Below are 26,369 nucleotides of genomic sequence, written 5' to 3' on the forward strand. Positions count from 1 at the left end.
TGGCGGGCAGCCCTATGCCGCCCACTCTTGTTGGCAGTGTCCAGGCCGCCTAGGCCAAAGAACACGGGTAGAACGTTTGGTTAAAGAAGTCGACGACTTCGTTTTCGAACGCATTGATGCGCTCGTGAGCGTATTTGGCATAGACGATATGCCTCCGGTCACACTCAAGACCGTTGAATACGGCAAACTGGCCCTTGGGGTCGCTCGCGGCATCCATGAGCGATGTGCCCATGAACACCGATCCGCGCACCCGAGACGACAGCGCCTCAAGGCCACCGGGAATTGGATTGGCAACCGCCGTGCAGGCGAGGCCCCGCTCGTCCAGAGCAGAAACCGCCAGCGCGACTCCGCCGCCAAGGCCCTCGCCCCATGCAAAGATGCGGTCGGGGTCCATGCCATCAAGATTGCGCGCCACCTTCGCCAACGCGCAACCCCAACGGACGCGCTCGACAAAAGCGGACGAAGAAATCCCCCGCTGCAGGTCGTCCGCACCAGCTACATCGTCATCCAGCGCGAGGACGGCATACCCCATGGCGGCAAATCTCGTCATGTGATGCCAGCCGCGCACAGGCCGATCGATGTCGTGGAACATCAGGCACAGCGGCACGCGCTCAGATACTCGGGCACGACCGACAGGCTCGATCAAACGAGCGTGAATCGCATCGTCACCGAGCTCAAAGGAGACCTCCGAGTAACGGGCGCAGGGGTTAACAAAGTCAATCGCCGTAATGGCCAGGCCTTGAATCTCAAGATTCGAAGCGCATGTCTCTAAATCAGAAACATCTGCTTGGACATCACCGCGCCAGTCCCGATATTCTGCGAGCCTTGACGAAACCGTTCCAGGAATTCCCACGAGCCCGGGGACAATCAGCTCGTCAACATTGCTCTCGCACTTAGACATGAGCCTCCCCTCCCTTGCAGAAAAACGGAATGATCAAATCGTCAAAATCCTGAATCTCCTCGTGGCCAAAGCCTTCAAAGAACTCATGACGCTTTTCGCAGGTCAGGTTGTTATAGACCGCAAACTGCGTCGCTGGCGGACAGACGATATCGGCTGTGCCAGTGCCAAACAGCACGGGGCATTTGACCATAGGGGCAAAGTTCTTGGAATCGAAGTACGCCAGCTTGGCATAGGCTTCGTCAATACGAGTCGAGTCCTCATCAAACCAGCGAGACCAATAGCGCAGGCCTTCGTAGGCAATGTCGTCGGCATCCAAATCCCAGACCAGGCGGAAATCCGACAGGAAGGGATAGAGGATGGCGGCACGATTGATAAGCTCGCTATTAAGCGCACAGGTCGCAATACCCAAACCGCCGCCCTGCGACGCGCCGTTCACAAACACACGGGCAAGATCGATGCCCTCGAGCTCACGAACAATACGGCACAGGATTCGAATATCTTGGTGTAAGCGGACATAGTAGAGGTTGGCCGGGTCGCCGTCGATGCCGGCGACGATATGCCCGGCAACCGTTGTGCCCTCAAATCCACCAATGTCCTCGGAGGGACCTCCTTGGCCGGGGCAGTCGAGGGCGATGAGTGCCATGCCCATGCCCGCAAACGACGCCTGCTCAAACCAGCTGCGGCTTGCACCCGGATACCCATGAAACTGAAGCACCAATGGCACGGGCTCGTCCGAGACGGGTTTAAGGTACTTGGCATGCAGGCGAGCGCCACACATGCCGGTATACCAGAGGTCGAAAAGCTGGCAGGTCGCGGCATCGGTGACCGATGCCGTCTCGATCGCATAGTCAAGCCCGACGGCGTCGGCCTCGGCCATGCGATCCTTCCAAAAGAGATCGAAATCTGATGGACGGGGCATGGCGCCTCGATATTCACCAAATTGATGTTGTAGCTCCTGAGCACTTGGCATGGCTCGTGAACCCAACCTTTCGAAATCGCAACGGAGGTGCGCCCGGCAAGGGAACCGGGCGCACGGGAGGGAAAGCGAGGTTACTCGCCGAGCTTGGGATGCAGCAGCGACGGCGCAGCGCCGAGCAGCATCTTGGTGTAGGGGTCCTGGGGGTGCTGGAAGACCTGCTTGGCCTCGCCCTGCTCGACGATCTTGCCGCCATTCATAACGATGATGTCGTCAGAGATATAGCGGACCGTCTGGATGTCATGGCTGATGAACACCATGGCCAGGCCGAGCTCCTTCTTAAGGTCGGTGAGCAGGTTCAGAATCTGCGCGCGGACCGAAACGTCCAGAGCCGAGGTGGGCTCGTCGGCGATGATGGCATCGGGGTTCAGCGACAGGGCACGGGCAATTGCGACGCGCTGACGCTGGCCGCCCGAAAGCTGGCCGGGAAGAACCTCGGCAGCGGAGCTGGGCAGACCGGTGAGCTCCAAGAGCTCCTTGACGCGCTTCTCCTGCTCGGCCTCGGTACCCAGGTTGTGGACGCGCATGGGGTCGAGCAGTTGCTCGCGAACGACCATGCGGGGATTGAGCGCCGTGGCCGGGTTCTGGAACACGACCGAGATGACGCGACCCATGTGGCGACGGTCCTCGGCGGTACGTTTGGTAACGTCCTTGCCCTTAAAGTAGACCTTGCCGCTCGTGGGGGCCTGCAGGCCGCACATGACGTTAGCGGTGGTGGACTTACCGCAACCGGACTCGCCGACGATGCCGATCGTCTGACCGGGCATGAGCTTAATCGTTACACCCTGGACGGCGTGAACCAGGTTGGGGTGCAGAATCGAGCCGGTACGGGTCCTAAAGGTGACGTGGACGTCATCAAGGAAGATGATCGGCTCGACGCCGTTGACTGCGGTATCGCTCATCTACATCACCTCCGCGTGAGGGGTCAAACCATTTGCCTTGAGCACCTCGTCGGGGAGCTCGGAATAGAAGTGCTCGGTGCCGGGCACGCGCTTGAAGACCGGACGGGTATCCAGGCCAATACGCGGATGGCTCGAGCGGGGTGCGAAGCGATCGCCCTTGGGGAAATCGCGCGGGCTGGGAACGGCGCCGGGGACCTGGTGCAGACGGCCCGAGCCGCTCTCGATGGACAGAACGGAGCCCAGAAGACCGCGGGTGTACTCGTGGATCGGGTTGGTGAGCAGCTCCTTGGTGGGTGCCTGCTCGATAACCTGGCCAGCGTACATAACCGTGATGTTATGGGCAACCTCGGCGACCAGAGCCAGGTCATGCGAAACAAAGATCATGGCAAAGCCGAGCTTGGCCTGAAGATCGTTGAGCAGCTTGATGACCTGCTTCTGGACGGTAACGTCCAGAGCGGTCGTGGGCTCGTCGCAGATGACCAGCTTGGGGTCGCGGGTAAGGGCCATAGCGATCAGGACACGCTGACGCTGGCCGCCGGAAAGCTCGTGCGGATAGCTCTCGAGCGTGCGCTTGGGATCGAGGCCGACGAGCTCCAGGAGCTCCTCGGCGCTGCGGGTTCCGCCGCGCTTGGTGAGCTGCTTCATCTGGGCAGAGATGAGCATGGAGGGGTTGAGCGAGGACAGGGCGTCCTGATAGACCATAGCGATATCGGTACCGCGCAGGCCGAACCATTCCTTCTTGCTCATCTTGAGCAGGTCACGGCCCTCCCAGAGAACCTCGCCGGAAAGATGCTCGTCATCGTCGGTCAGGCCCATGATGGCCAGCGTGGTGATGGACTTACCGCAACCGGACTCGCCCACCAGGCCCATGGTCTGACCAGGACGGACGTCAAAGTTGACATGGTCGACAACGTTGATATCACCGTGATGCTCAAACTGAATGCAGAAGTCACGGACCGAGAGAATCGGCTCAACGGACTCGTCGGGCACGTGGCGATCGTCACGCTTGAGCTCGACATCGCGCAGGGCGCCAAGGCGAGCGGAGAGGGACTGGGCCTGCTCCTTGTAGGCGCGAACGGGGTCGGAGACCAGCAGATCGGCCTCGCGACGCTTGGAGGAATCGGTAGGATCCAGGGCGGCGGAGGGAGCAGCGGCCATGGCGTCGGTAATGCCCTCGGAGAGGATGTTGAGCGCCAGGCAGGTGATCATGATGGCCAGGCCCGGGAACAGCGCCTGCCACCAACGACCGGCGAGCACGCCGCCGCGGGCGTCGGCGAGGATGTTGCCCCAGGTAGCGGTGGGCTCCTGGATACCAGCGCCGATGAAGGTCAGCGAGGCCTCGAAGATGATGGCGTCGGCGACCAGGGTAACGGTGAAGACCATGATCGGGGCGATGCAGTTACGCAGAACATGCTTGATCAAAATCCACGGAGCCTTGGCGCCGGAAACGATGACCGCGCGGACATAGTCCTCGCCGTACTCGGACACGATGTTGGCGCGCACGATACGGGCAATCTGCGGAGTGTACATAAAGCCGATGGCGAAGATGATCGACGGCACGGAGTTGCCCAGGATGGAGACGAAGACGGCCGCGAGGGCGATGCCCGGGATGGACATGATGATGTCCAAGATACGCATGATCGTCTCGGAGACGGCCTTGCGCGAAACCGCTGCAAGGGCGCCCACGACCGAGCCGCAGACCAGAGCCATGGCAGTGGCGCCAAAGCCGATAATCAGCGAGTAACGACCACCGTAGAGCATACGCGACAGAATGTCGCGACCTTTATCGTCGGTACCGAAGATAAATCCGTTGCCGGGAGCCTGGCGAGCCGTAAAGATCTCGACCGGGCTATAGGGGGCAAGAAGGGGCGCCAGAATCGCAGTCAGGGCGACCAGCGCCAGCACGACGGCGGCAATCTTAGAAGACAGCGTCATCTTCTTCCAGCCACCGAGCTTGAGCCCCTTGGAGGCAGCCTTCTCGAGCTGCTCGGTTTGCTTCTCTCGAATCTTTACCATAATCTACACCGTCCTGATGCGCGGGTTGATGAGCAGGTAGAGCATGTCAACCACGATGTTGATGATGATGAAGGCAAGAGCAACGACGATAACGACGCCCTGAACCAGGTTCGCCTCGTTGCCCTGAACGCCCTGCAGAATCGCAGTGCCCATGCCGGGGAGGTTGAAGATAACCTCGATGACGACGGCGCCGCCCATGAGGTAACCGATCTTAAGACCAAGGGTGGTGACCGGGGTGATCAGCGCATTGCGAAGAACGTTGATGCCGACGACGACCTTCTCGGGAACGCCGGCGCCGCGAGCCATACGGACATAATCCTTGTCGAGCTCCTCGACCATGGCGGTACGCACGATACGAGTCATCTGGCCCGTCAGCGGAAATGCCAAGGCGATAGCGGGCATGATCATACGTCCCAGATAGCCAACCGGATTCGTGGTGAAGTGAGGCAGAGCACCCGATGCCGGGAGCACCTTAAGGTAGGAAGAGAACAGCAGGATCAACAGAACGGCAAGCCAGAACGACGGGGTTGCCAAGCCGGCGATGGAAAAGACGCGGATCACTTGGTCCGGCCATTTGTCGCGATACAGTGCCGCGATGACGCCGAGCAAAAACGAAACGACCGCACCGATGGCAAGACCGATAAAGGTCAGCTGCATCGTGACGGGCAGGGCCGTGGAGATGCGCTTGGCAACGGAGTTGCGAGCAGCACCATAGGTGCCCATGTCGCCATGGATCAAATCGCCCATATAGCGCACGTAGCGCACGGGCCAGGGGTCGTCCAGACCATACTTCTCATGGTACTCGGCAACCGCCTCGGGCGAGGCACCGTCACCCAACGCCGTGTAGGCGGGGTCGGTCTTGGAGAACGACATAAGGAAGAACACCAGGACGGTGACGCCCAATGCCATGATCGGCAGCGCCACAAGACGCCTTCCAATCAAACGTAGCAAGTTGTTCACGTTCTCTCCCCTTTCTTTTGTCGGTAGGACCAACTGGTATATGAGTACGGGTACTCATTACAAGACCCGAGCGACATCGTTGCCGCCCGGGTCTTTGTTTCAACTATGAGGATACGGCCCCAATGACCGACATCCTGCATACAGACTCAAGCGAGTCTTACGCCTTGACGGTCGCAACGCCCCTGAAGGACATGCTCGTCGTGCCGATGCCCTTGAAGCCATCGAGGGCCTCGCCGTTGGGCGCAGTGGACGGATCGTCCCAGGAAGCGGAGACGGTCTTGACGTGGACAACGGGGTACAGAACGGCGTTGTCGGCAATGATGTCGAAGCACTCGTTCCACTTCTTCTGCTGCTCGTCGCCCTCGGCGGCAAGAGCCTCGTCCATGAGACTGTGGAGCTTCTGCCACTCAGCGGACTCCTTCCACGGGCAACGGGTCTGCATCCAGACGTTGTCGCCGTACCACCAGTTGAGCAGCAGGTCGGGGTCGGCGCCGAAGCAGGAAGGATCGCCAGGGGCAAGGAGGATATCGTAGGCCTCGCCGCCGTCGATGGCAGCGTAGGTGGCCGGCGAGGTATCGGTCTGGATGGTCACATCGAAGCCGAGAGCGTCGAGGTCGTTCTTGACCTGGGCGGCCATGCCCTTAATCTGCTCGTTGTCGGTGGTGCGCAGGGTGATGGCACCCGGGGTGATGCCAGACTCCTCGATGAGCTTCTTAGCCTTCTTGGCGTCGGTCTTGTACACCGTGGAAGCCTCATGATAGTTGGTGAAGCTCTTGGGCAGGTAGCAGCTGGCAGCGGTGGCAAGGCCGGCGAAGGTGTTGCTGACCATCTTCTCGGTGTCGAGCGCATACATGACAGCCTGACGGACCTTGACGTTGTTCCAAGGCTCCTTGGCGACGTTGAACATGATGAAGCGGGTGCCGAAACCCTGAACGTTATCGATCTTGCAGCCGGCGCTCTCGAGCTGGTCGACGGCGTCAGCGGTAACGAGCTCCATAACGAGCGTGGAGCCCTCCTGCTGAGCGGTAACGCGAGCGGTGGGGTCGGTCAGGATGCTGTACTGGATCTTCTTATCCTCGGCAGCATACTCACCGTTGTACTCGGGGTTGGGAACCAAGGTGATCTCGGTATCGGAGATAGAGTCGTACATCCAGGGGCCGGAGCCGATCGGCTGCTTGGCGCGATCCTCCTCGGTCTGGGTGGCCGGGGTAACGCGGACGATGGCCAGACGATCCTTGAGCAGGGAGAAGTTGGGGACCTTGGTCTTGACCGTCACGGTGCTGGCGTCCTTGGCCTCGATGGACTCGAAGGGCTGGAAGAACGGAGCATAGGTAGCGGAAGCGGCGCAAGCGGTGTAGGAGGCAACGACATCGTCAGCGGTGACCTCGGTGCCATCGGAGAACTTGGCGCCCTTGCGGATGGTGACCTCGAAAGTGGTGTCGTCCACAGACTTGGGATCGTCGGTGGCGAGCTCGTTGAAGGTGCTGTAGTCGTGGTAATCGATGCCGTAGAGGCCCTCGACGACGTGCCAGTTAGCACCCAGGCCCACAGCGGAGCCGGTGCTGGCGGGATCGAAGCTGGACGGAGCGTAAGCGGAACCAGCGGTGATCACGCCGCCGCCACGGTTGGCGGAATCGGTGGAACCGGAAGCGGAACCCTCGTCGCTAGAGCTGCCACCGCAGCCGGTGAGACCAAGCCCTGCGACAGCAGCGACGCTGCCGGTGAGGCCGAGGAACGAACGCCTGGACATACCCTTGTTGATGATGGCCATGTCTTCTCCTATCAATAGAGAATCTTACCCGGGGGCACCTAGACTTGCCCCCGCGCAACTTGCGGACGATATATACCTTACCTACCGACAAACCCAACTTGGGTGCCGCGCTCGGCGACCGATACGTACATCCGCTTGAACGGTATTTACTACCGTTCACCGAATTCGTTGACAAACGAAACTCCAGACAGTATGTATCGACGAGGTGAGATATCAGTCTTCGTCAACCCGCAGGATAGCAGGGTTATTCACCATGGTCAGTCAAACGTTTTAGCGTTAATAAAACCCGAAACCGACAGGTAATCACCGCGAAATAAATGATTGAAAATCGGCCAATCATGTATATCAGTTGTTTAGAGGCATGTTTAGGTTTCGGAGCGGTTGGCCGACGCCTGGGCGCGCTCGGCATTCCATGCAACAAGTGCCTCGTGGACCGCTTTGGCAACATCGGCCGGAATGCCTCGAACTTCGGCAATCTCCTGCTCGCTCGCCGCGCGCAAGCGCTTCATCGAACCAAAATGGCGCATAATGGCACGTTTTCTGGTGGGTCCTACGCCCGGAACATCGTCGAGCACCGAGACCGTCATGGCCTTATCGCGCAGCTCGCGATGGAACGTAATCGCAAAACGGTGCGATTCATCGCGCACCTGTTTGATCAGATAGAGCGAGGCGGATCCCGTCGGCAACACGACAGGAGTCTCGTCCCAAGGCACGAAAACCTCCTCATCGGCCTTTGCCAAGCCACAAACTGGTATATCGAGCCCAAGAGCCTCAAGTTGCTTGATTGCGGCGGTCAATTGCGGCTTGCCGCCATCGACAACGAGCAAATCGGGGCGCGAGCCAAAGCGCTCGTCGGCCATGCGCTCGGGGGCATAGCGTCGACCCAAAACCTCGGACATCGAAACGAAGTCGTTTGCCTCGTCCAATTCGGCCTGAATTTTAAAGCGACGATACTGGCCCTTGTCGGCACGACCGTTGGTAAATACCACCATCGAAGCGACGGTAAAGGTGCCGTGCAACGTCGAGATATCGAAGCACTCGATGCGCAACGGCGGCGCAGGCAGCGCCAGCGCGCTTTCGAGCTCCAGGAGCGCCTGATTGGTGCGATCGTCAGCATATCCCGTGCGCATCATGTAGCGCATGAGGGCATGGCGTGCATTTTTGGAAGCCATATCGAGCAGGCGGTGCTTTTCGCCGCGCTGCGGCCTATGGAGATGGCAAGAGCGTTCGCGCTTGCCCGCAAGCCACTCCCCCAACGCTTCGGCATCCTCAAGCTCGACAGAGAGATTGATCTCGGCTGGAATATCAGCCGTCTCGTCGTAATAGCGCTTAAGAAAGCCCGATTGAAGCTCTTCCTCGTCGACATCCAGGCCTTTATCGAGGATGAACTCACAAGTTCGAACCGTTCGGCCCTCGCGAACGACAAAGACACAGGCGGCAGAGATAGTCTCTTCGCGATAGAAGCCGATGACGTCGATATCGACGCTCGATGGAAAAACGACCTGTTGGCGATCGTCCAGGCCCCTAATGACTTCCAGGCGACGCTTGACGCGCGCCGCACGTTCAAAATCGAGCGTCTCGGCTGCCTCCGTCATCTCGGACGTGAGCTCGTCGACGACATCCCTGCGATGGCCCGACAAGAAACGTTCGACACGCTTGACGTTCTTGGCATAGTCGGCAGGCGAAATCGCGCCGACGCATGCGCCCGGCCCGCGCCCGACATGGTAGTCAAAGCAGGGGCGCCCGTTTTGCGCGCAAATCATATTGACGATGTCTTCTTCGCCCTTATGAGATTCGACGATGCGGCGGCAGCGGCGCCATTCCGCACAGGATGCCGAGCAAATAGGAATAACCTTGCGTAGCGTATCGATGGTCTCACGCGCCGCGCGGCTATCGGTATAGGGGCCAAAATAGCGCGTTCCCGGTTTATGACGCTCTCGCGTGTATTTAATAGCCGGAAACAAGTCGCTCTTGGTAATGGCGATAAAGGGATAGCTTTTATCGTCTTTGAGATCGACGTTAAAGTACGGATGGTACTGGCCAATCAGATTGCGCTCGAGCACCAATGCCTCGTGCTCGGTCTCCACCACGATATAGTCGAAGCTCGCCACCAGCTGCATCATGAGCGGAATCTTTTGACGCTCGTCCTGCAGCGTCACATATTGACGCATACGGGCACGCAAGTTTTTTGCCTTGCCCACATAGATGACATCGCCCTTGGCATCTTTCCAAAGGTAGCAGCCGGGTTGCGTGGGAACGCGCGAAACCTGTTCGGCAAGTGTTGGAATGTTGTCGTGACCTGCCACGCGCACCTACTTGCGACGAAGCAGCGCGGAGACCTCGGGCATCTTAAAGACGAAGGCAAGGCCAAAAGTCACGGCGAGCGAGACGACGCCTGCAACACAAACGTAGCCCAGGGTAATGAGGATCGAGCTGCCAAGCATTCCGACAAAGTGCTCAAGTGCCCACATGACGCCGGCGCCCGCGGCAGCGCCCAAGCCACCGAACAACAGGCCGAAGAAACCGCCGTGCAGGATAGACTTGACCTGAAGGCCATGCAGACGACGGCGCAGCCACCACAGTGAGCATCCGACCAAGACCACGTAGTCAACGACGTACGAAAGCGCAATTGCCGGCATACCGTAGCCCAGCACCACGCCAAACAGCAGCACCGAACCGGCCTGACCGATAGCGGAGTACAGGCAATAGCGGCTATAAGGTTTCATATCGAGCAGGGCCGAGAAGCTCTTCTGCATCAGCACGACCACGCCGTAGAGCGGCAGGGAAAGTGCCAGATAGATAAGGAACTCCGACACCAGCGCCACACCGGATTCATCGAACTTGCCGGCGCAGTAGATCATGTTGAGCGGACGGGCGAAGACGATCAGGTACATCGCAAACGGAATCAGGAAGAAGAGCATCTGGGCGACACCGCGCGAAATGCCCGTGCGGACGCTGTCGTAATCCTTCTCCTGTGCATCGTGAGAGAGTTCGGTATAGAGTGCCGTCGAAAGCGAGGCGGCGATCAGCGCATAGGGCAGCGTGTACCACAGGCGCGCATATGCGATGACGGAAGGGCCGGTCTCGGGCTGCACCACCAGCGCGGCGGCATTGGTAATGGAAGTCGAGACAAACATGCACACCGTGGCGAGCAGCGTCGGGATACCAAGCGCAATCGTCTGTCGCAGCGCGGGGTCCTTAAAGTCGATATGGATATGAGGACGCACGCCATGCTTGCCAAGCGCGGGAATCTGGCAGGCCATCTGGACAAAGACGCCGAGGGTCGTACCAGCTGCGATCAAGATAATACCGACCTGCTCGCCAAATTGTGCAGACACGGGCGCAAAGCCCATAAAGCTGGCGATAACGATGACATTGTTGAGAACCGGGGCAAACGTCGACCAGAAGTAGTCGCGATGTGCGTTGAGAACGCCCGAGAACACCGAGCCCAAGCCATAAAACAGAATTTGGATAGCAAAGAAGCGGAACATGAACGCAGCGGTGTCCATGCTGCCGCCATCGCCCGAAAGGAACGACTGCGTCCAAATAAAGCCGGGAGCAAACACGGTGCCCAGCAGCGAGATACCGCCCAGCAGCAGAAGCAGAATACCGAGCAAGTTGCCGACATACTCGTTCGATGCCTCGCGGCCCTGCTCGCGCCTCACACCCATATACACCGGCAAAAACGCCGTAACGAGCATGCCGCCCATCACGAGTTCGTAAAGCATGTTGGGCAGGTTGTTGGCAACCTGATAGGAGGACGAGAGCAGCGACATGCCGATGGCGGCCGCCATGGCCCACGTGCGGATAAACCCGGTGACGCGCGACACGATGGTCAGCACGGTCATAAGCCCGGCGGAACGACCAACCGTGGAGTAGTCCGACGAGCCCATGTCGTCAGTGTCATCTCGCGACGAAGAAGCTTCGGATGAGGGCGTCTGAGGCGCAGATTCTTTTGCAAAATGAGCTCCGCACTTCAATTCTTCCTGCAGCATCGCTCAGTCCTCTCTCGTAATCGCGGCAACCGTCGCCCCGCAAAATGCAATTAAATCATCGGGTGCAAGCTCGAGCTGATAACCACGCTTGCCTCCCGAAATAAAAATGGTATCCCAAAGGACGCATGTCTCATCAATGAGCGTCCGGTAGCGTTTTTTCATACCGACCGGGCTGCAGCCGCCGCGAACGTAGCCAGTCGCCGCAAGCAAATCCTTCACATGCATCATGGCCAAGGACTTCTCCCCCGCGGCACGCGCGGCGGACTTTAGATCGAGCTCGTCGGCAACAGGGATACAGCACACGACATAGTCGTTGGACGGTGTCACGCAGACCAAAGTCTTGAATCCTTGACCGGGCTCCTCGCCAAGCTGCTCCGAAATCGCGACCCCCAGGCCCACCGACTCATCACCATCGTCTTCGTACGTATGTAGAACATAGGAAATGCCAGCGCTTTCCAGCTCGCGCATCGCATTGGTTTTTGGCGTCTTTACAGCCTTTGCCATGACATATCCTTTCCCTCGCATTCGGACGCAAGGATTAAGTATATGTCCAATTCGGCTGCAAACGTCACTTCGGCACAGCAAGCGCCATCGAATCACAAGGAGTCGATGGCGCCCATAAACTGAATCGCCTATTTATTGAGCATCAAGTTGAGCCTGGCGCTCCCGGTCACGCCTGAGCAACGGCGCCAAAAACTTGCCCGTATAACTCTGCGGACAGTCCGCAACCTGCTCCGGTGTACCCGAAACCACGACGGTTCCGCCGCCGTTACCGCCCTCGGGACCCATATCGATCAGGCGGTCGGCAACCTTGATGACATCAAGGTTGTGTTCAATCACCAGCACCGTGTTGCCCGCATCGACCAAGCGCTGCAGCACATCGAGCAGCTGGCGGACGTCCTCAAAATGAAGGCCGGTCGTCGGCTCGTCCAAAATATAGAACGTCTTGCCCGTCTGGCGTCGATGAAGCTCCTTGGCGAGCTTTACACGCTGCGCCTCGCCGCCCGAGAGCGTCGTGGCGGGCTGGCCCAAGCTCACGTAGCCCAAGCCTACATCGTACAGCGTCTGGAGCTTGCGCTTAATCTGCGGGATATTCCCAAAGAAGGCCAGCGCCTCGGTAACGCTCATGTCGAGCACGTCCGAGATGGTCTTGCCACGATAGGTGACCTCGAGTGTCTCGCGGTTGTAGCGTTTACCGCCGCAAACTTCGCAGGGAACGTAGATATCGGGAAGGAAGTGCATCTCGATCTTGATCTGTCCGTCGCCCTTGCACGCCTCACAGCGCCCGCCACTCACATTAAAGGAGAAACGACCTGGCGAGTAGCCGCGCGCCTTCGACTCCGGCGTACTCGCAAACAGTGCGCGAAGATCATCCCACAGGCCGATATAGGTAGCAGGGTTGGAACGCGGCGTGCGGCCAATCGGCGACTGGTCGATATCGATAACCTTATCGATACACTCGATGCCCTCGATTTTCTTATACGGACCCACAGGGCGCGTCGAACGGTGAATAGCATTCGTAAGGGCAGGCGCAATGGTGTCGGTAACTAGGGAGCTCTTGCCCGATCCCGACACGCCGGTAACAACCGTAAGCGTACCAAACTCGATCTTGGCAGTAACGTTTTTGAGGTTGTTGGCTCGAGCGCCCGTAATTTTAAGGCAGCCGCGACCGGGTTTGCGCCGTTCATCAGGCACCCGGATCATTCGTTTGCCGGTCAGATAAGCGCCCGTAATCGACTCAGTACACGCCATGATATCGGCAGGCGTTCCCGCCGCGACTACGTGTCCGCCGTTGACGCCGGCGCCGGGCCCCATGTCGATCACGTAGTCGGCGGCACGGATTGTATCCTCGTCGTGTTCGACGACGATAACGGTATTGCCGATATCGCGCAGGCGCTCGAGCGTCTTGATCAGGCGCTCGTTGTCACGCTGATGAAGACCGATCGAGGGCTCATCCAGAATATAGAGCACGCCCATGAGACCCGCGCCGATCTGCGTTGCCAGTCGAATACGCTGTGCCTCGCCACCGGAAAGCGTCGCCGAGGCACGATCGAGCGTCAGATAGTCGAGTCCAACATCGACCAGAAAACGCAAGCGCTCCAGGATTTCCTTGACGATACGGCCGCCGATAAACCGTTGACGCTCGGTAAGTTCCAAGCCCTCAAAAAACTCGAGCGACTCACGGCACGACAGGCAACAAACCTCGTAAATGGACTTGCCGCCCACGGTGACGGCGAGCATCTCAGGGCGCAAACGAGCGCCGTGGCAGCTCGAGCACGGTTCCTCGCGAATGTACTTCTCCAGGCGCGCCTTGGTGTTCTCGTTCGTCGTCTCGGCATAGCGTTCGTACAGGATGTTGCGAACGCCCGAAAACTTTGTATCCCACTGGCTACGACGTCCGTCGAGCTTTTGGTAGTCGACCGAGATCTTCGTATCGCCCAGGCCATCCAAGAATGCACGACGCACGCGAGGGGGCAAGTCCTCCCACGGCGTATCGGCGCTCACCTTAAAGTGTTTGCAGACCGCAGCAAAAATCTGCGGATAGTAGTTCGAATTGCCAAACAGGCTACCAAAGACTCCGTCGGCAATGGACTTCGAGGGGTCCTCAATCAGCGCCTCGGCATCAACGGTTTTCTTAAAGCCCAGGCCGTCGCACTCAGGACATGCGCCATAGGGAGCGTTGAACGAAAAATCACGCGGCTGAAGATCGTCAATGGAGTGTCCATGCTCCGGGCACGCCAAGGCCAACGAATACTCCAGCAGTTCGCCCTCGGTCCCCTCGGGAGCATCGCGATCGGGCAGCATGTACACGTTTACATTGCCGTGCGCCAAGGCAGTCGCCTGTTCAACAGACTCGGCGATGCGGCCCAGAGAGTTTTCCCGAATCACGATGCGGTCGACTACGACCTCGATATCGTGCTTGAACTTCTTGTCCAGATCGATCGGATCGTCAAGCGAGCGCACTTCGCCGTCAACGCGCACGCGGCTAAAGCCCTCGGCGCGAAGATCCTCAAACAGTTTGGTGTACTCGCCTTTTCGCCCGCGCACCACCGGTGCCAGCACAAACGCGCGGCGGCCCTCCCCCGCCGCCAAGACCTTGTCGGCAACCTGGTCGGTCGTCTGGCGCTCAATGACACGACCGCATTCGGGACAGTGCGGGGTGCCCACACGGGCGAACAGCAGGCGCAGATAGTCATAAATCTCGGTTACGGTGCCAACCGTCGAGCGAGGGTTTTTAGACGTCGTCTTTTGGTCGATCGACACTGCCGGCGAAAGGCCGTCGATTGAATCCAAGTCAGGTTTGTCCATCTGACCCAAGAACTGGCGCGCATAGCTCGAAAGGCTCTCGACGTATCGACGCTGGCCCTCGGCATAGATAGTGTCAAATGCCAGCGAGCTCTTGCCCGAGCCAGAAAGACCGGTAATGACCACGAGTTGGTCACGCGGAATGGAAACATCGATATCACGGAGGTTGTGCTCACGAGCGCCGCGAATAACGATAGAAGAATCAGACATGGAAGCTCCTTGCCTCCTATTGCATCGAATCATACTGTCGATGAGTTTAGCGCACTCGACGCGCACAGATGTTCGTAATACAAGATTCGCAGACCTTTAGCTTTGCGTATCGGGCGCTTTGTTTCTCGAAATGCCGTGGAAAGGTTACAGTAATCTAATACTGAACTTAATTTGCTGTAACAGAGGAACGTCCATGACCGAAGATATCCCCCTTGAAATCACTTCGAGTGACATGGCCAATCTGCCCATATTCATCGCCGCCCTTATCGTGGCCACCGTCGTCGTGCGCGTGTATTTTTCAATCAAACACAATGAAAAGCCGCCCATTGCCCGCGTCTTTTGGTGCGCGACGCTCCTCATCCCGCTCGGCATGGTAGCTGCATGGATTACGAATCAATTGCTCGTAAATGAGGACAGTTCCCTATGGGTCCTTTCTTATTCGGCGCTCGGTGCTGCCGCCGTCATACTTCTTGTCGAGCCCTTGGTTTCGGGACTAATCGACCAAACCGATCTTGCGACGGGAACGGTTGCCTGTATTTGCCGTGACATCCTTGTCATCGCCGCTGTTTCAGCGCTCTCGTTCGTTTCACTCGAAATTGCCTGCAACGAAACGTTCTATCGCATTCCCGCCAACTCATTTGGGTTTTCCGTCGGGTTGCTCGCGACGGTTCTGCTCTCCCTTTATTTGCTGGGACAACGTCATGGAGGCGTCATGGCCCTCGCGCCCGTCGTCTGTTGCATCCTTGGCATTGCCGAGCACTTCGTCATAACGTTTAAAGGCGAGGCCATCCTGCCAAGCGATATCTTGGCCCTTGGCACCGCAATGGAAGTGAGCGAGGGATACGAGTTTACCTTTACCGCCGGAATCGTAACCTCTCTAGCCCTGCTGGAGATTTCCCTGGGGCTTCTTTCGCTTATCCGACCGAGAAAGCTCCGTACACCCACCCATGTCTTCCCCGCAATCGCCGCCAACCTCTGCGCTTTTCTGCTAGTGACCGTTGTGGGGCTCTCGGGCTTTTCCAGCATCGACTTGGAGCAGGCGCTGAATTTTGGATTTGACCGTTGGCAGCCCATCACCACGTATGCGTCTCAGGGTTTTATCACTTCGTTCACCGAAATGGTCAACGAGTTGCCCATTGAGAAGCCCGAAGACTATACGCCCGATGAGGCGCAGAGCATCGAGCAGGAGCTCGCCGCCACCTACGACAGCACGTATGGCGCGAGCGAGCAGCGCGCGGCGGCCGTTGCCCAGTTCAATGAAATCAAGCCGACGATTGTTGCCGTCATGAACGAGAGTTTTAGCGACCTTTCGTGCTTTGAGCAGCTCCAGGCGGCCGGGTACACCGGCCCCGCATTCTACAACTCGCTTCCCGACACACTTGTTCGCGGCACCATGCTCGCTTCGGTCGCCGGTGGCGGAACGGCGAACTCCGAATTCGAATTTTTGACCGGAGCGACAACGGCCTTTGTCGGATTAGGCAAAATCCCCTATCAGCTATATCAGATGAATGGCGTCAACAGCCTGGCAAAGGACCTTAAGGAGCTTGGGTATACCGCTACCGCTATGCACCCGCAAAACCCCGTCAACTACCATCGAGATAAAATCTATCAGCAGCTGGGCTTTGGAGACTTTCTTTCAATCGGCGATTTCGAAGGTGCGCCCTGTTACCATGCCGGCGTATGCGACTACGCCACCTATGACAAGATACTCGACCTGCTGAGGACCGACGACGCTCCGCAGTTCATCTTCGATGTCACGATGCAAAACCATGGCGGATACGATGTCGGCACCGTTCCCGCCGAAGAGCTGACAAACTATTGGGTCGAGGGAGCCAGCGAGGGCGCCAATAGCGCGCTCAACACCTATCTCACCTGCATCAACGCATCCGACCGGGACCTCGAGTACTTTATCAACGAGCTCCGCAATATCGGCAGACCGGTTGTCCTTGTCTTTTTTGGCGACCATCAGCCGAGCGCCGCAACGACTCTCAACGACGAGCTGTACCCTCAGGAAGATACGGCAAGCCACGCTTTCCGTATCTATCAGTCGACATATTTCGTCTGGGCTAACTATGAAATCGCCGGCAATACCGAGCTCAACGTCTACGACACCGTCGGGGCAAACGAGATTGCAGCCATTACCCTTAATAAGATCGGCGCCCCGCTCACCGACTATCAAAAGGCTCTGCTTGCAACAAGGTCAGATGTGCCCACCATCAATGTCGCCGGCTACCTTGGTGCCGACGGGCTGCGCTACGACTTGGAATCTGAAGACAGCCCATACGCCTCGACGATCGACAAGCTGCAGCGCATGCAATACCTCGAGTTCGCCAGCAAAGTTCAGTAAGCCCGCCCATTCGCTTGGACCCATCGTATTGCAAGCACGCTCGGCCCAAATGCATCGCAAATGACTCCCGCTCGCAAACGAGGGTACAATGACGCTCGTGTCACATCACGGGGCTCCGGCCCCAACATATACAAAGGAGTCATGCATGGGTTGCGAGCACGCACAGGCCGCCGGCGGACAAACGTCGCCGTCGCAATTTGAGGAGAACACGCTGTCCGAGGTCAAACGCGTCATCGCCGTGCTTTCCGGCAAGGGCGGTGTCGGCAAGTCGTTTGTCACCGGTGCCATCGCCACCGAGCTTGCCCGTCACGGCCACAAGGTCGGCGTCCTCGATGCCGACATCACCGGTCCCTCTATCCCCAAGATGTTCGGTATGAGCGGACGCCACGTCCATGCCCTTGGCAACCTTATGCTGCCCGAAATCTCCGAGCACGGCGTCAAGGTCATGAGCTCCAACCTGCTGCTCCAAAACGAGACCGACCCCGTCCTTTGGCGCGGTCCGGTCATCGCGGGCGCCATTAGGCAGTTCTGGAGCGAGACCTCGTGGGGCCCCATCGACTACCTGCTGGTCGACATGCCTCCGGGAACAGGCGACGTCGCACTCACCGTCTTCCAGTCACTGCCCGTCGACGGCATCGTCATCGTCACGAGCCCGCAGGATCTGGTCTCGATGATCGTCGCCAAGGCGGTCAACATGGCCGAGAAGATGAACGTCCCCATTCTGGGCATCGTCGAGAACATGAGCTATATTGAGTGCCCCGACTGCGGCAAGAAGATCGAGGTCTTTGGCAAGAGCAAGCTCCCCGAGGTCGCAGAGCGCTATAACCTTGACATCTTGGGCACGCTTCCCATTAATCCGGCACTCGCCGAGGCCTGCGATAAGGGCGAGGTCGAGACCGCGCTGCCCGATGGCATGTTGCCCAAGGCAGTCTCTGCCGTCGAGGCTATTACCCCGCACGAGACCGACGAGGCCTAAGTGAACACGAGCGCCTTCTATGACGTCCTGGTAATCGGCGGCGGGGCTTCAGGCCTCGCCGCCGCCATTACGGCCGCACGTGCTGGCAAAAGCGTCTGCATCGTTGAGCGCGATGTCGCCTGCGGCCTTAAGCTCCTTGCGACCGGTAACGGCCGCTGCAACCTCTCCAACGAATCGATTGATCCTCAGCGGTATAACCACCCCGCATTCGTCGAATCTGTCATGGGCCCCCAACCCGAACAAGAGCTTATGGGTTTCTTCTCCTCGCTGGGCATCATGACAACCTCCGAGGAAGGCCGACTGTACCCGCGCTCCCTTCGCGCCGAATCGGTGCGCGACGCGCTTCTCAACGTTTGCGACCGCCTAGGTATCACCTTAATCTGCGGAGCCAACGTTGCCTCGGCGCACAAAGCTTCCGAAGGCTGGACACTCCAAATAGACCGTCCAGCGCGGGCACTCAAGGCAAAAAAGCACGACGACCGGAAATCGGAGCTCCGCTCGCTTCGGAAAGCGCTCGCCGATGTCCCTCGCAAGAACGAGGCCCTGCAGGCACATGCCGTAATTATCGCCACGGGCGGCAACCCCACCGGTATCGCCGATACGTTTCGCCTCCCCCTCACTTCGCTGCGCCCCATCCTCTGCCCCGTATCGGCAACGGTCGTCGGCGATCGGACGGCACTCAAGACGTTGGATGGCCTGCGCGTCCGCGCCCGCTTGACGCTCGCCCGCAATCATAATGAGCTCTGGCACGAAGACGGTGAAGTCCTGTTTCGAGCCTTCGGCATCTCGGGCGTCGCTGTCTTCAACCTCTCCCGTCGTATCCAGCGCGGCGATACGATCCTGCTCGACGTTTTCCCCGACCTCTCCAAAGACAAGCTGCTCGATATGCTCAACCGACGCGTCGAGCTGCTCGGCGGCTTTTCGCCCCGCGATCCCCGTTGGCTCGACGGCATGCTCGCCCCGCAACTCTCCCGCGTCGTCTGCACGGCGTTCGAGCAGTGCCATCCAGGCTCCAACGATGTCATCCACCTGGTCTCGGTCCTCAAGCACTTTAAGTTGCTCGTCGAGGGAACAGCCGAGGAGCGCTCGGCGCAGGTCACGCGTGGTGGCGTATCTGTCGAGAGCATCTCAACACCCAGTCTACGCGCGTGCAGCGTTGTCGACGCCCCGCTTTACGTCTGCGGCGAAGCGCTCGACATCGACGCCGATTGCGGAGGCTTTAACCTTGCGTGGGCCTGGCTCTCGGGCATTCGCGCTGCAAGCAGCCTGTAGCCGCTCAGTCTATAATCAAAAACGCATTCGGGCCGTCTGGAATACCGGACGGCCTCTTTCTTGCCTCTAAGGAGACCTCGATGATCGAAATCACCCAAGTCAACGCGTCGCTCGATGAAGCCGGCGATGAAAATGCCTGTCTCATTGTTGGCAAGCGAGTCGCCAAGCGCGTCCTACGTTGCAAGGACTCCGAGATCAAGTCCATCGAGCTCCACCGCAAGTCAATCGACGCTCGCAAAAAACGAGACGTCCATTTTATCCTGAGCTTTCGTGTTGAGCTGACTAGTCCCCACCTCGAGCAAGAAGCGGTCGACAGCGTTGCCGAGCGTGACCGCTCGCGCGTACGCGCGATAGAAGACGATGAGCCTTCATTCCCCTCCCCCGTCTCCGACGCACCTCAAGAACGCCCTGTCGTTGTCGGCGCCGGATGCGCCGGCCTTTTCGCTGCGCTCACGCTCGCCGAAGCAGGTCTTAAGCCCTTGCTTATCGAGCGCGGCGACCCGGCATTTCGCCGCTCGCAGGCGATCGACCTCTTTCTAAAGGAGCGCATCCTCGACCCCGAGAGCAATATTCAGTTTGGTCTGGGCGGCGCGGGGACCTTCTCGGACGGCAAGCTCAATACGGGAACAAAAAATCCCGCCCATCGCCTTATCCTCGAAACCTTCGTCGAGGCGGGTGCGCCCCGCGATATTCTGTGGGATGCCAAGCCGCACATTGGCTCCGACATCCTTCCCACGGTTGTCACCGCTATATCCCAGCGCATCGAGCAGCTCGGAGGTGTCGTCCGTTATCGAACGAAGCTCGTCGACATTCGCATCGACGCGTCTGGCGCCATCACCGGTATCGATGTCCAATCGTCCCAAGACGCCGCTTACGAGCCAATTGAGACAAAGCACCTCATCCTCGCCTGCGGGCATTCTGCTCGCGATATTTTTGAGCTCCTTAAGGACCACAACGTGGCCCTCGTACAAAAGACCTTTGCCATGGGCGTTCGCATCGAGCATCCGCAGCGCGACATCGACCGAGCCCAATATGGAGCCTCGGCGGGACATCCAGCGCTCGGGGCGGCCCCTTACAAACTTGTTGCCCATCTTCCCAACGGCCGCAGCGTGTTCTCGTTTTGCATGTGCCCCGGCGGGCAGGTTGTCGCCGCCTCTTCAGAACCGTGCCATCTGTGCGTCAACGGGGCCAGTCTCAATGCCCGCGACGGACGCAATGCAAATGCCGCCCTGCTCGTTAACGTCACGCCTGAGGACCTTCCCAACGATGACCCGCTCGCCGGCATCGAGCTCCAGCGTGCCTGCGAGGCGGCCGCCTATCGCCTGGGCGGCTCCAACTGGAACGCACCGGCACAGCTCGTCGGAGATTTCCTTGCTAGACGCGCCAGCACGGCACCCGGAAAGGTAAAACCAACCTATCCACTTGGTGTGACCTGGACGGCGATCGACGATGCCCTCCCGCAGCATATCGTCGAGTCGCTTCGTTTGGGAATCCCCCCGCTCGGTAAGAAACTGCGTGGCTATGACCGCCCCGATGCGGTCCTCACTGGCGTGGAGACGCGTTCGAGCTCACCGGTCACTGTCACCCGAGACCGAGCGTGCCATGCCGTGTCGACCCCGGGCCTCTACCCTTGTGGTGAGGGAGCTGGATATGCCGGCGGCATCATGAGCGCGGCCACCGACGGCATCCGTTGTGCCGAAGCCCTGATCGCAGACCTCTAACGCACGAATTCCAGCGCGCAAAAGACATAGGCCCCGAGCTCCACAGGGAGCTCGGGGCCTATTCGCTATTTCTTAAACCGTGCACCCTGGCGTTTTCTGCCCGATGCGAACGTGGAACCCTTGCGGGCCTGCGAACGTAAGCGCTCGATCGTCTCGTCCTCAGACGCACCCTCGAGCATCGCCCGAATCTGAACGACGGCATCGCGCAGGCGCGCCGCCTCCTCAAAGTCCATGGCGGCAGAAGCGTTACGCATATCCTCTTCCATGGTTTCGACAATCCGCACAAGCTCGTCATGCGGCAGTTCTTCCAACTGCTCCGCAAGTGTCTGCTCGGGCGCCACCGTTTCCGGCACGCCGCCCTCGCCCGACTCATCGGGCGTATAGAATGCACCATGGCCAAGAGAGTCGCCCTTCGAGCGTCCCTTGGAACCCACGGTTTTTTCGGCCTCGGCAATAAAACTTGAGATGTCGTTGATGGCCTTGCGCACCGTCTTGGGCACGATGCCATGCTCTTCGTTATATGCCATCTGAATCTCGCGACGGCGCCGCGTCTCTTCGATGGCCTCTTTCATCGAATCGGTCACAACGTCCGCATACATGATGACTTCGCCATCGGCGTTACGGGCCGCGCGGCCAATCGTCTGAATCAGCGAACGGCGGTTGCGCAAGAAGCCTTCCTTATCGGCATCGAGAATTGCCACCAGTGAGACCTCGGGGAGATCCAAGCCCTCGCGAAGCAGGTTGATGCCAACGAGGACATCGATCTTGCCCTCGCGCAGCGTTCGCAGGATCTCGACACGGTCCATTGTCGCCGTATCAGAGTGCATGTAATTGACCTTAATGCCCGCGTCGAGCAGATGGTCGGTCAGGTCCTCGGCCATGCGCTTGGTCAACGTGGTCACCAGCACGCGCTCCTTGCGGGCAACGCGCTCGCGAATCTCGTCCTCAAGATCGTCAATCTGCCCACGAACCGGACGCACATCGATCTTGGGATCGAGCAGACCGGTCGGACGAATAATCTGCTCCACGTCGTTCTGGCTCACCCGCAGCTCATAGTCGCCCGGTGTTGCCGAAACGTAGATGAACTGGGGAATCCTCGCCTCAAACTCATCGAAACGAAGCGGGCGGTTATCGAGCGCCGAGGGCAGGCGAAAACCGTGTTCCACCAGCGTCACCTTACGCGAGCGGTCACCTTCGTGCATGCCGCGAATCTGCGGCACCGTCACATGGCTCTCATCGATGATGCAGAGCATATCCTTGGGAAAGTAATCGATTAGGGTAAACGGCGGCTCACCCGGTTTGCGACCGTCCAGATGACGCGAGTAGTTCTCGATGCCGTTGCAAAAGCCCATCGTCTCGAGCATCTCAAGATCATAATCGGTGCGCTGCTGCAGACGCTGCGCCTCGAGCAACTTGTCGGTCGCCTTGAGCTCCGCCACGCGCTTCTCGCACTCTTCGCTGATCGATTTCAGAGCCGCCTTGACCTTCGGCTTCTCGGTCACGTAGTGCGATGCCGGCCATACGGGGATGGCCTCGTACTCACGAAGCATCTCACCGGTGACCTCATCGATCTCGGCAATCAGCTCGACCTCGTCGCCAAAGAACTCAAACCGCAACGGATGCTCGGCATAAGGCGGATACACGTCGACAACATCGCCGCGCACGCGGAACGTGCCGCGTGCCAGGTCATAGTCATTGCGATCATATTGAATGTCGATAAGTGCATGGATAAAGTCATCGCGCTCGAGCGGCACCTTCTTGTCGACGTTTGGAGCCAGACCCGCATAGTCCTCAGGAGAGCCAATGCCATAGATACACGAGACCGATGCGACAACGATCACATCGCGTCGAGAGAGCAGTGACGCGGTCGCCTGATGGCGCAGCATCTCGACCTCTTCGTTAATCGAGGAGTCTTTCTCGATATATGTATCGCTTTGCGGCACATACGCCTCGGGCTGATAGTAGTCGTAGTACGAGACGAAGTAGACCACAGCGTTGTTGGGAAAGAACTCTTTGAGCTCGCTCGCAAGCTGAGCGGCGAGCGTTTTATTCGGAGCCATGACCAGCGTCGGCTTTCCCAGGGCCTCAATAGTCTTTGCCATCGTGAAGGTCTTGCCCGAACCAGTCACGCCCAGCAAAACCTGATAGCGGTCTCCGTCCCTCACGCCCTGCACAAGCGACTCAATGGCCTTAGGCTGGGAACCGGCAGGCTCATAGGGAGACACGACCTTAAACGGCACGTCAGAGCCTTCAACGCCAAAGCGCTTAAGTTCACCACCAACGCGTTCTACTTCAAATTCCGCCATGGATACTCCTAACTCATATATCTGCAGTATACGCAGGCGGCAGGCATAGTCCTATACGAACCGATCGGGATAGAGGGTCTTGTAGCGAGCCCAGGCATTATTGACACGAATCAGATACGCCTGCGTCTCGGGAAAGGTGATTGCATTATGAAGCGACGTACCCTGCTGCGCCCATCCGTCGACATTGCCCATGCCGGCGTTATAGGCGGCAATGGCACTGTCAGTCGACCCGTTAAAATACGCTAGAAGATACGAAAGATACGCACAGCCAAACTCGATATTCGTAGCCGGATCGTTAAGGTTGTCGGCCGAATACTCGCCACCGTCAACAAGGCCCTTGGCGATCATGTCCTGGGCAGTCTCGGGCATCAGCTGCATCAATCCCTGAGCACCCTGATTCGACTCGGCCTCGGGATCCCAATTCGATTCCGACTTAATGACAGCGCACACCAGATACGGATCCAGATTATGCGAAATACTGGATTGCTTTACATACGCCTCGTAGTCAATCGGATACAGCGGCTTAAAGAAAGCGGCAGGAGCACACGAGTAGACGAGCGAAATAAGGCCGAAGACGAACACAACGGCAAGTGGCGCCACGCGATACCACGTAAAGAAACGTGCCTTAGGCATCGGTCTCCTCCTTATCCGCAGTATCTATAAACCCGTGGCATGCAAGCCATGAGTCAAGCTGCTCAAAGAGCGAATTATCGCCTGCGGCATTATCAATCACCGTTGTAGCGAGATTGCACAGCGCAGACTCTACGGGCTGGCAAGCAGAACGAGCATCGAAATCGGATGGCTCCATGCCACGTTGAATAGCGCGCTCGCGACGAACTGACAAAGGGGCGCTAATGACCAGAATTTCATCAGCCAAGCCAAATGCATCCTCAAAACCAGTCGGAGCAGAAACCTCGACCACCGCAAAGGGATAACGGGGAGATGAAACCGTACAACAAACCGGATCGAGAATCCTAAGCGAAAGCTGTTCAATCAGAACGGGATGCACAATGCCATTGAGCCGTGCGACCGAATCAGGAGAAGCGAAAGCTCGAGAAGCGAGGATGCCGCGGCGAATGCCGCCTTCCTCATCCAAAATGTCCCAACCGAATTCATCCGCGAGTGTATTGACGATATCAGAGCCCGGCACATACAGCGATTTTGCAAGCTCATCCAGATCGATAAGCATAGCGCCACGAGATTCGAAATAGCGGCAGGCAGTCGACTTACCCGAAGCAATATTGCCCAAGACAAATACGGTAAACATCAAGCCCTCCCTAACGCCAATGCGAGTAATTATCGCTCAAATACACTAGAAGAACTCATAATACAGCCAAACAGTAAGAGCGAATACGGGGGAGCTAGGTCCCAAAGTACAACGTGTATATAACGCAAAAAAGGGGGAGGCCGCGAGGCCTCCCCCTTCTCAATTCAAGCGTACGGCTCGGTGCCGTCCACCGGTCAGCGGCGCCCTGGCCTCCCACGGGCTGACCCCGCAGTACTCTCGGCGCGATGGGGCTTAGCTTCCGGGTTCGGAACGGGACCGGGCGTGCCCCCCATGCTCTGGCCGCTGACCGGTGGGCGGCGCCCACCGTATCTTCGGTGTCCGGTGTCTCGTCTACGTGCCCTGGGGGCCGCATGGCGTATAGGAAAGGGACTGACTCGGGGGCATCCTCGTGCCCGGACCGCGCTTCTGAGCGCTCAGTCCCGCGGGCCGCGAGGTGCGGTTCCGGAAGAGCTCGGGCGATTAGTGCGGCTCGGCTGAGGACGTCGCCGTCCTTGCACCTGCCGTCTATCGACCAGGTAGTCTACCTGGGCCCTTACCGGAAGGAGAACTAATCCCTGGAACGGCTTCCCGCTTAGATGCCTTCAGCGGTTATCCGCGCCGCACGCGGCTACCCGGCCGTGCCGTTGGTCGACAACCGGTTCACCGGAGGTGCGTCCACCCCGGTCCTCTCGTACTGGGGGCAGCCTCCATCGATTCTCCTGCGCCCACGGAGGATAGGGACCGAACTGTCTCACGACGTTCTGAACCCAGCTCGCGTACCGCTTTAAACGGCGAACAGCCGTACCCTTGGGACCTGCTCCAGCCCCAGGATGCGATGAGCCGACATCGAGGTGCCAAACCTTGCCGTCGATGTGGACTCTTGGGCAAGATCAGCCTGTTATCCCCGGAGTACCTTTTATCCGTTGAGCGACGGCCCACCCACTCGGGGCCGCCGGATCACTAGAGCCTGCTTTCGCACCTGCTCGGCTTGTGGGCCTCGCAGTCAAGCCCGCTTGTACTCTTGCATTCAAAAGGACGGTTGCCGACCGTCCCGAGCGGACCTTCGCGCGCCTCCGTTACCCTTTAGGAGGCGACCGCCCCAGTCAAACTGCCCGCCTGGCACGGTCCCCGAGCCGGTTGACGGCCTCGGGTTAGGACGCCGGTCGCGCGAGGGCAGTATTCCAAGGGCGGCTCCCCGGGGGCTGGCGCCTCCGGATCTTAGCCTCCTGCCTATCCTCTACACGCGGGACCAGCGGCCAATGCCAAGCTGCAGTGAAGGTTCACGGGGTCTTTCCGTCCTTCCGCGGGTAAGTCGCATCTTCACGACCAGTGCAATTTCACCGGGTCCATGGTCGAGACAGCGCCCAAGTCGTTGCGCCTTTCGTGCAGGTCGGAACTTACCCGACAAGGAATTTCGCTACCTTAGGACCGTTATAGTTACGG

The 26,369-nt window shown here is 58.8% G+C and carries 17 protein-coding genes and 2 rRNA genes; 4 read left to right on the forward strand and 15 right to left on the reverse strand.

Going from position 1 to position 26,369, the window contains the following annotated elements; all coding sequences use genetic code 11:
• Positions 1 to 49 precede the first annotated feature (49 nt).
• From KSY82_RS01895 to uvrA, 10 genes are all read right to left on the reverse strand, one after another.
• Positions 50 to 901 carry an acetylxylan esterase gene (locus tag KSY82_RS01895; RefSeq protein ID WP_217749997.1) on the reverse strand — a complete coding sequence of 284 codons (852 nt, stop codon included), beginning with the start codon at positions 899 to 901 and terminating at the stop codon, positions 50 to 52.
• Complete coding sequence (locus KSY82_RS01900) at positions 894 to 1,871, reverse strand: acetylxylan esterase (protein ID WP_195246822.1); 978 nt, start codon at positions 1,869 to 1,871, stop codon at positions 894 to 896. The genes KSY82_RS01895 and KSY82_RS01900 overlap by 8 nt, the downstream gene beginning before the upstream one ends.
• A gap of 80 nt (positions 1,872 to 1,951) precedes the next feature.
• On the reverse strand, positions 1,952 to 2,779 hold the full coding sequence (locus tag KSY82_RS01905) for an ABC transporter ATP-binding protein (RefSeq protein WP_138112022.1): 828 nt from the start codon (positions 2,777 to 2,779) through the stop codon (positions 1,952 to 1,954).
• Positions 2,780 to 4,795, reverse strand: coding sequence for a dipeptide/oligopeptide/nickel ABC transporter permease/ATP-binding protein (locus KSY82_RS01910; protein WP_117735806.1), 2,016 nt, complete (start codon positions 4,793 to 4,795; stop codon positions 2,780 to 2,782).
• Between the two features lie 3 nt (positions 4,796 to 4,798).
• Entirely contained in the window at positions 4,799 to 5,755 is a 957-nt protein-coding gene (locus KSY82_RS01915) for an ABC transporter permease (protein WP_035138896.1), read from the reverse strand.
• Positions 5,756 to 5,912: 157 nt separating this feature from the next.
• Positions 5,913 to 7,526 carry an ABC transporter substrate-binding protein gene (locus KSY82_RS01920; protein WP_117647497.1) on the reverse strand — a complete coding sequence of 538 codons (1,614 nt, stop codon included), beginning with the start codon at positions 7,524 to 7,526 and terminating at the stop codon, positions 5,913 to 5,915.
• Between the two features lie 365 nt (positions 7,527 to 7,891).
• Entirely contained in the window at positions 7,892 to 9,832 is a 1,941-nt protein-coding gene (gene uvrC / locus KSY82_RS01925; RefSeq protein ID WP_368042019.1) for an excinuclease ABC subunit UvrC, read from the reverse strand.
• Positions 9,833 to 9,838: 6 nt separating this feature from the next.
• Positions 9,839 to 11,419 carry a murein biosynthesis integral membrane protein MurJ gene (gene murJ, locus KSY82_RS01930; RefSeq protein WP_217749999.1) on the reverse strand — a complete coding sequence of 527 codons (1,581 nt, stop codon included), beginning with the start codon at positions 11,417 to 11,419 and terminating at the stop codon, positions 9,839 to 9,841.
• A gap of 105 nt (positions 11,420 to 11,524) precedes the next feature.
• Positions 11,525 to 12,025, reverse strand: a complete 501-nt coding sequence (ybaK, locus tag KSY82_RS01935) for a Cys-tRNA(Pro) deacylase (protein WP_006236166.1) — start codon at positions 12,023 to 12,025, stop codon at positions 11,525 to 11,527.
• Between the two features lie 132 nt (positions 12,026 to 12,157).
• Complete coding sequence (gene uvrA, locus KSY82_RS01940) at positions 12,158 to 15,037, reverse strand: excinuclease ABC subunit UvrA (protein WP_217750000.1); 2,880 nt, start codon at positions 15,035 to 15,037, stop codon at positions 12,158 to 12,160.
• Between the two features lie 193 nt (positions 15,038 to 15,230).
• On the opposite strand from uvrA, the gene KSY82_RS01945 reads away from it, so the two are divergent.
• The 4 genes from KSY82_RS01945 (at position 15,231) to KSY82_RS01960 (ending at position 21,353) form a co-directional block, all read left to right on the forward strand.
• A complete protein-coding gene (locus KSY82_RS01945; RefSeq protein WP_217750001.1) occupies positions 15,231 to 17,384 on the forward strand; it encodes an LTA synthase family protein in 2,154 nt (717 codons plus the stop codon).
• 145 nt (positions 17,385 to 17,529) lie between these two features.
• Complete coding sequence (locus KSY82_RS01950) at positions 17,530 to 18,360, forward strand: Mrp/NBP35 family ATP-binding protein (protein ID WP_006236172.1); 831 nt, start codon at positions 17,530 to 17,532, stop codon at positions 18,358 to 18,360.
• Positions 18,361 to 19,632 carry an NAD(P)/FAD-dependent oxidoreductase gene (locus tag KSY82_RS01955; RefSeq protein ID WP_217750002.1) on the forward strand — a complete coding sequence of 424 codons (1,272 nt, stop codon included), beginning with the start codon at positions 18,361 to 18,363 and terminating at the stop codon, positions 19,630 to 19,632.
• A gap of 80 nt (positions 19,633 to 19,712) precedes the next feature.
• Positions 19,713 to 21,353 (forward strand): NAD(P)/FAD-dependent oxidoreductase, encoded by a 1,641-nt coding sequence (locus tag KSY82_RS01960; RefSeq protein ID WP_217750003.1) that lies wholly within the window; start codon positions 19,713 to 19,715, stop codon positions 21,351 to 21,353.
• 65 nt (positions 21,354 to 21,418) lie between these two features.
• Here the strand turns inward: KSY82_RS01960 and uvrB are convergent, their stop codons facing one another.
• From uvrB to KSY82_RS01985, 5 genes are all read right to left on the reverse strand, one after another.
• Positions 21,419 to 23,659, reverse strand: coding sequence for an excinuclease ABC subunit UvrB (gene uvrB / locus KSY82_RS01965; protein ID WP_055286969.1), 2,241 nt, complete (start codon positions 23,657 to 23,659; stop codon positions 21,419 to 21,421).
• 51 nt (positions 23,660 to 23,710) lie between these two features.
• Positions 23,711 to 24,292, reverse strand: a complete 582-nt coding sequence (locus tag KSY82_RS01970) for a lytic transglycosylase domain-containing protein (protein WP_055286971.1) — start codon at positions 24,290 to 24,292, stop codon at positions 23,711 to 23,713.
• Complete coding sequence (coaE, locus tag KSY82_RS01975) at positions 24,285 to 24,926, reverse strand: dephospho-CoA kinase (RefSeq protein ID WP_217750004.1); 642 nt, start codon at positions 24,924 to 24,926, stop codon at positions 24,285 to 24,287. Before coaE ends, KSY82_RS01970 begins: the two co-directional genes overlap by 8 nt.
• A 192-nt stretch (positions 24,927 to 25,118) precedes the next feature.
• Positions 25,119 to 25,234: ribosomal RNA gene (gene rrf, locus KSY82_RS01980) — 5S ribosomal RNA — on the reverse strand.
• A gap of 151 nt (positions 25,235 to 25,385) precedes the next feature.
• Positions 25,386 to 26,369: ribosomal RNA gene (locus KSY82_RS01985) — 23S ribosomal RNA — on the reverse strand; the annotation flags it as partial.

It is taken from the genome of Collinsella aerofaciens, assembly GCF_019131995.1.
Lineage (GTDB): Bacteria > Actinomycetota > Coriobacteriia > Coriobacteriales > Coriobacteriaceae > Collinsella > Collinsella aerofaciens_S.

What these genes read in the sequence shown, in the direction of transcription:
- KSY82_RS01895 (WP_217749997.1), bottom strand. Translation starts at nt 901, where the DNA reads ATGTCTAAGTGCGAGAGCAATGTTGACGAGCTGATTGTCCCCGGGCTC.
- KSY82_RS01900 (WP_195246822.1), bottom strand. Translation starts at nt 1,871, where the DNA reads ATGCCAAGTGCTCAGGAGCTACAACATCAATTTGGTGAATATCGAGGC.
- KSY82_RS01905 (WP_138112022.1), bottom strand. Translation starts at nt 2,779, where the DNA reads ATGAGCGATACCGCAGTCAACGGCGTCGAGCCGATCATCTTCCTTGAT.
- KSY82_RS01910 (WP_117735806.1), bottom strand. Translation starts at nt 4,795, where the DNA reads ATGGTAAAGATTCGAGAGAAGCAAACCGAGCAGCTCGAGAAGGCTGCC.
- KSY82_RS01920 (WP_117647497.1), bottom strand. Translation starts at nt 7,526, where the DNA reads ATGGCCATCATCAACAAGGGTATGTCCAGGCGTTCGTTCCTCGGCCTC.
- murJ (WP_217749999.1), bottom strand. Translation starts at nt 11,419, where the DNA reads ATGGGCTCGTCGGACTACTCCACGGTTGGTCGTTCCGCCGGGCTTATG.
- ybaK (WP_006236166.1), bottom strand. Translation starts at nt 12,025, where the DNA reads ATGGCAAAGGCTGTAAAGACGCCAAAAACCAATGCGATGCGCGAGCTG.
- uvrA (WP_217750000.1), bottom strand. Translation starts at nt 15,037, where the DNA reads ATGTCTGATTCTTCTATCGTTATTCGCGGCGCTCGTGAGCACAACCTC.
- KSY82_RS01945 (WP_217750001.1), top strand. Translation starts at nt 15,231, where the DNA reads ATGACCGAAGATATCCCCCTTGAAATCACTTCGAGTGACATGGCCAAT.
- KSY82_RS01950 (WP_006236172.1), top strand. Translation starts at nt 17,530, where the DNA reads ATGGGTTGCGAGCACGCACAGGCCGCCGGCGGACAAACGTCGCCGTCG.
- KSY82_RS01960 (WP_217750003.1), top strand. Translation starts at nt 19,713, where the DNA reads ATGATCGAAATCACCCAAGTCAACGCGTCGCTCGATGAAGCCGGCGAT.
- uvrB (WP_055286969.1), bottom strand. Translation starts at nt 23,659, where the DNA reads ATGGCGGAATTTGAAGTAGAACGCGTTGGTGGTGAACTTAAGCGCTTT.
- KSY82_RS01970 (WP_055286971.1), bottom strand. Translation starts at nt 24,292, where the DNA reads ATGCCTAAGGCACGTTTCTTTACGTGGTATCGCGTGGCGCCACTTGCC.
- coaE (WP_217750004.1), bottom strand. Translation starts at nt 24,926, where the DNA reads ATGTTTACCGTATTTGTCTTGGGCAATATTGCTTCGGGTAAGTCGACT.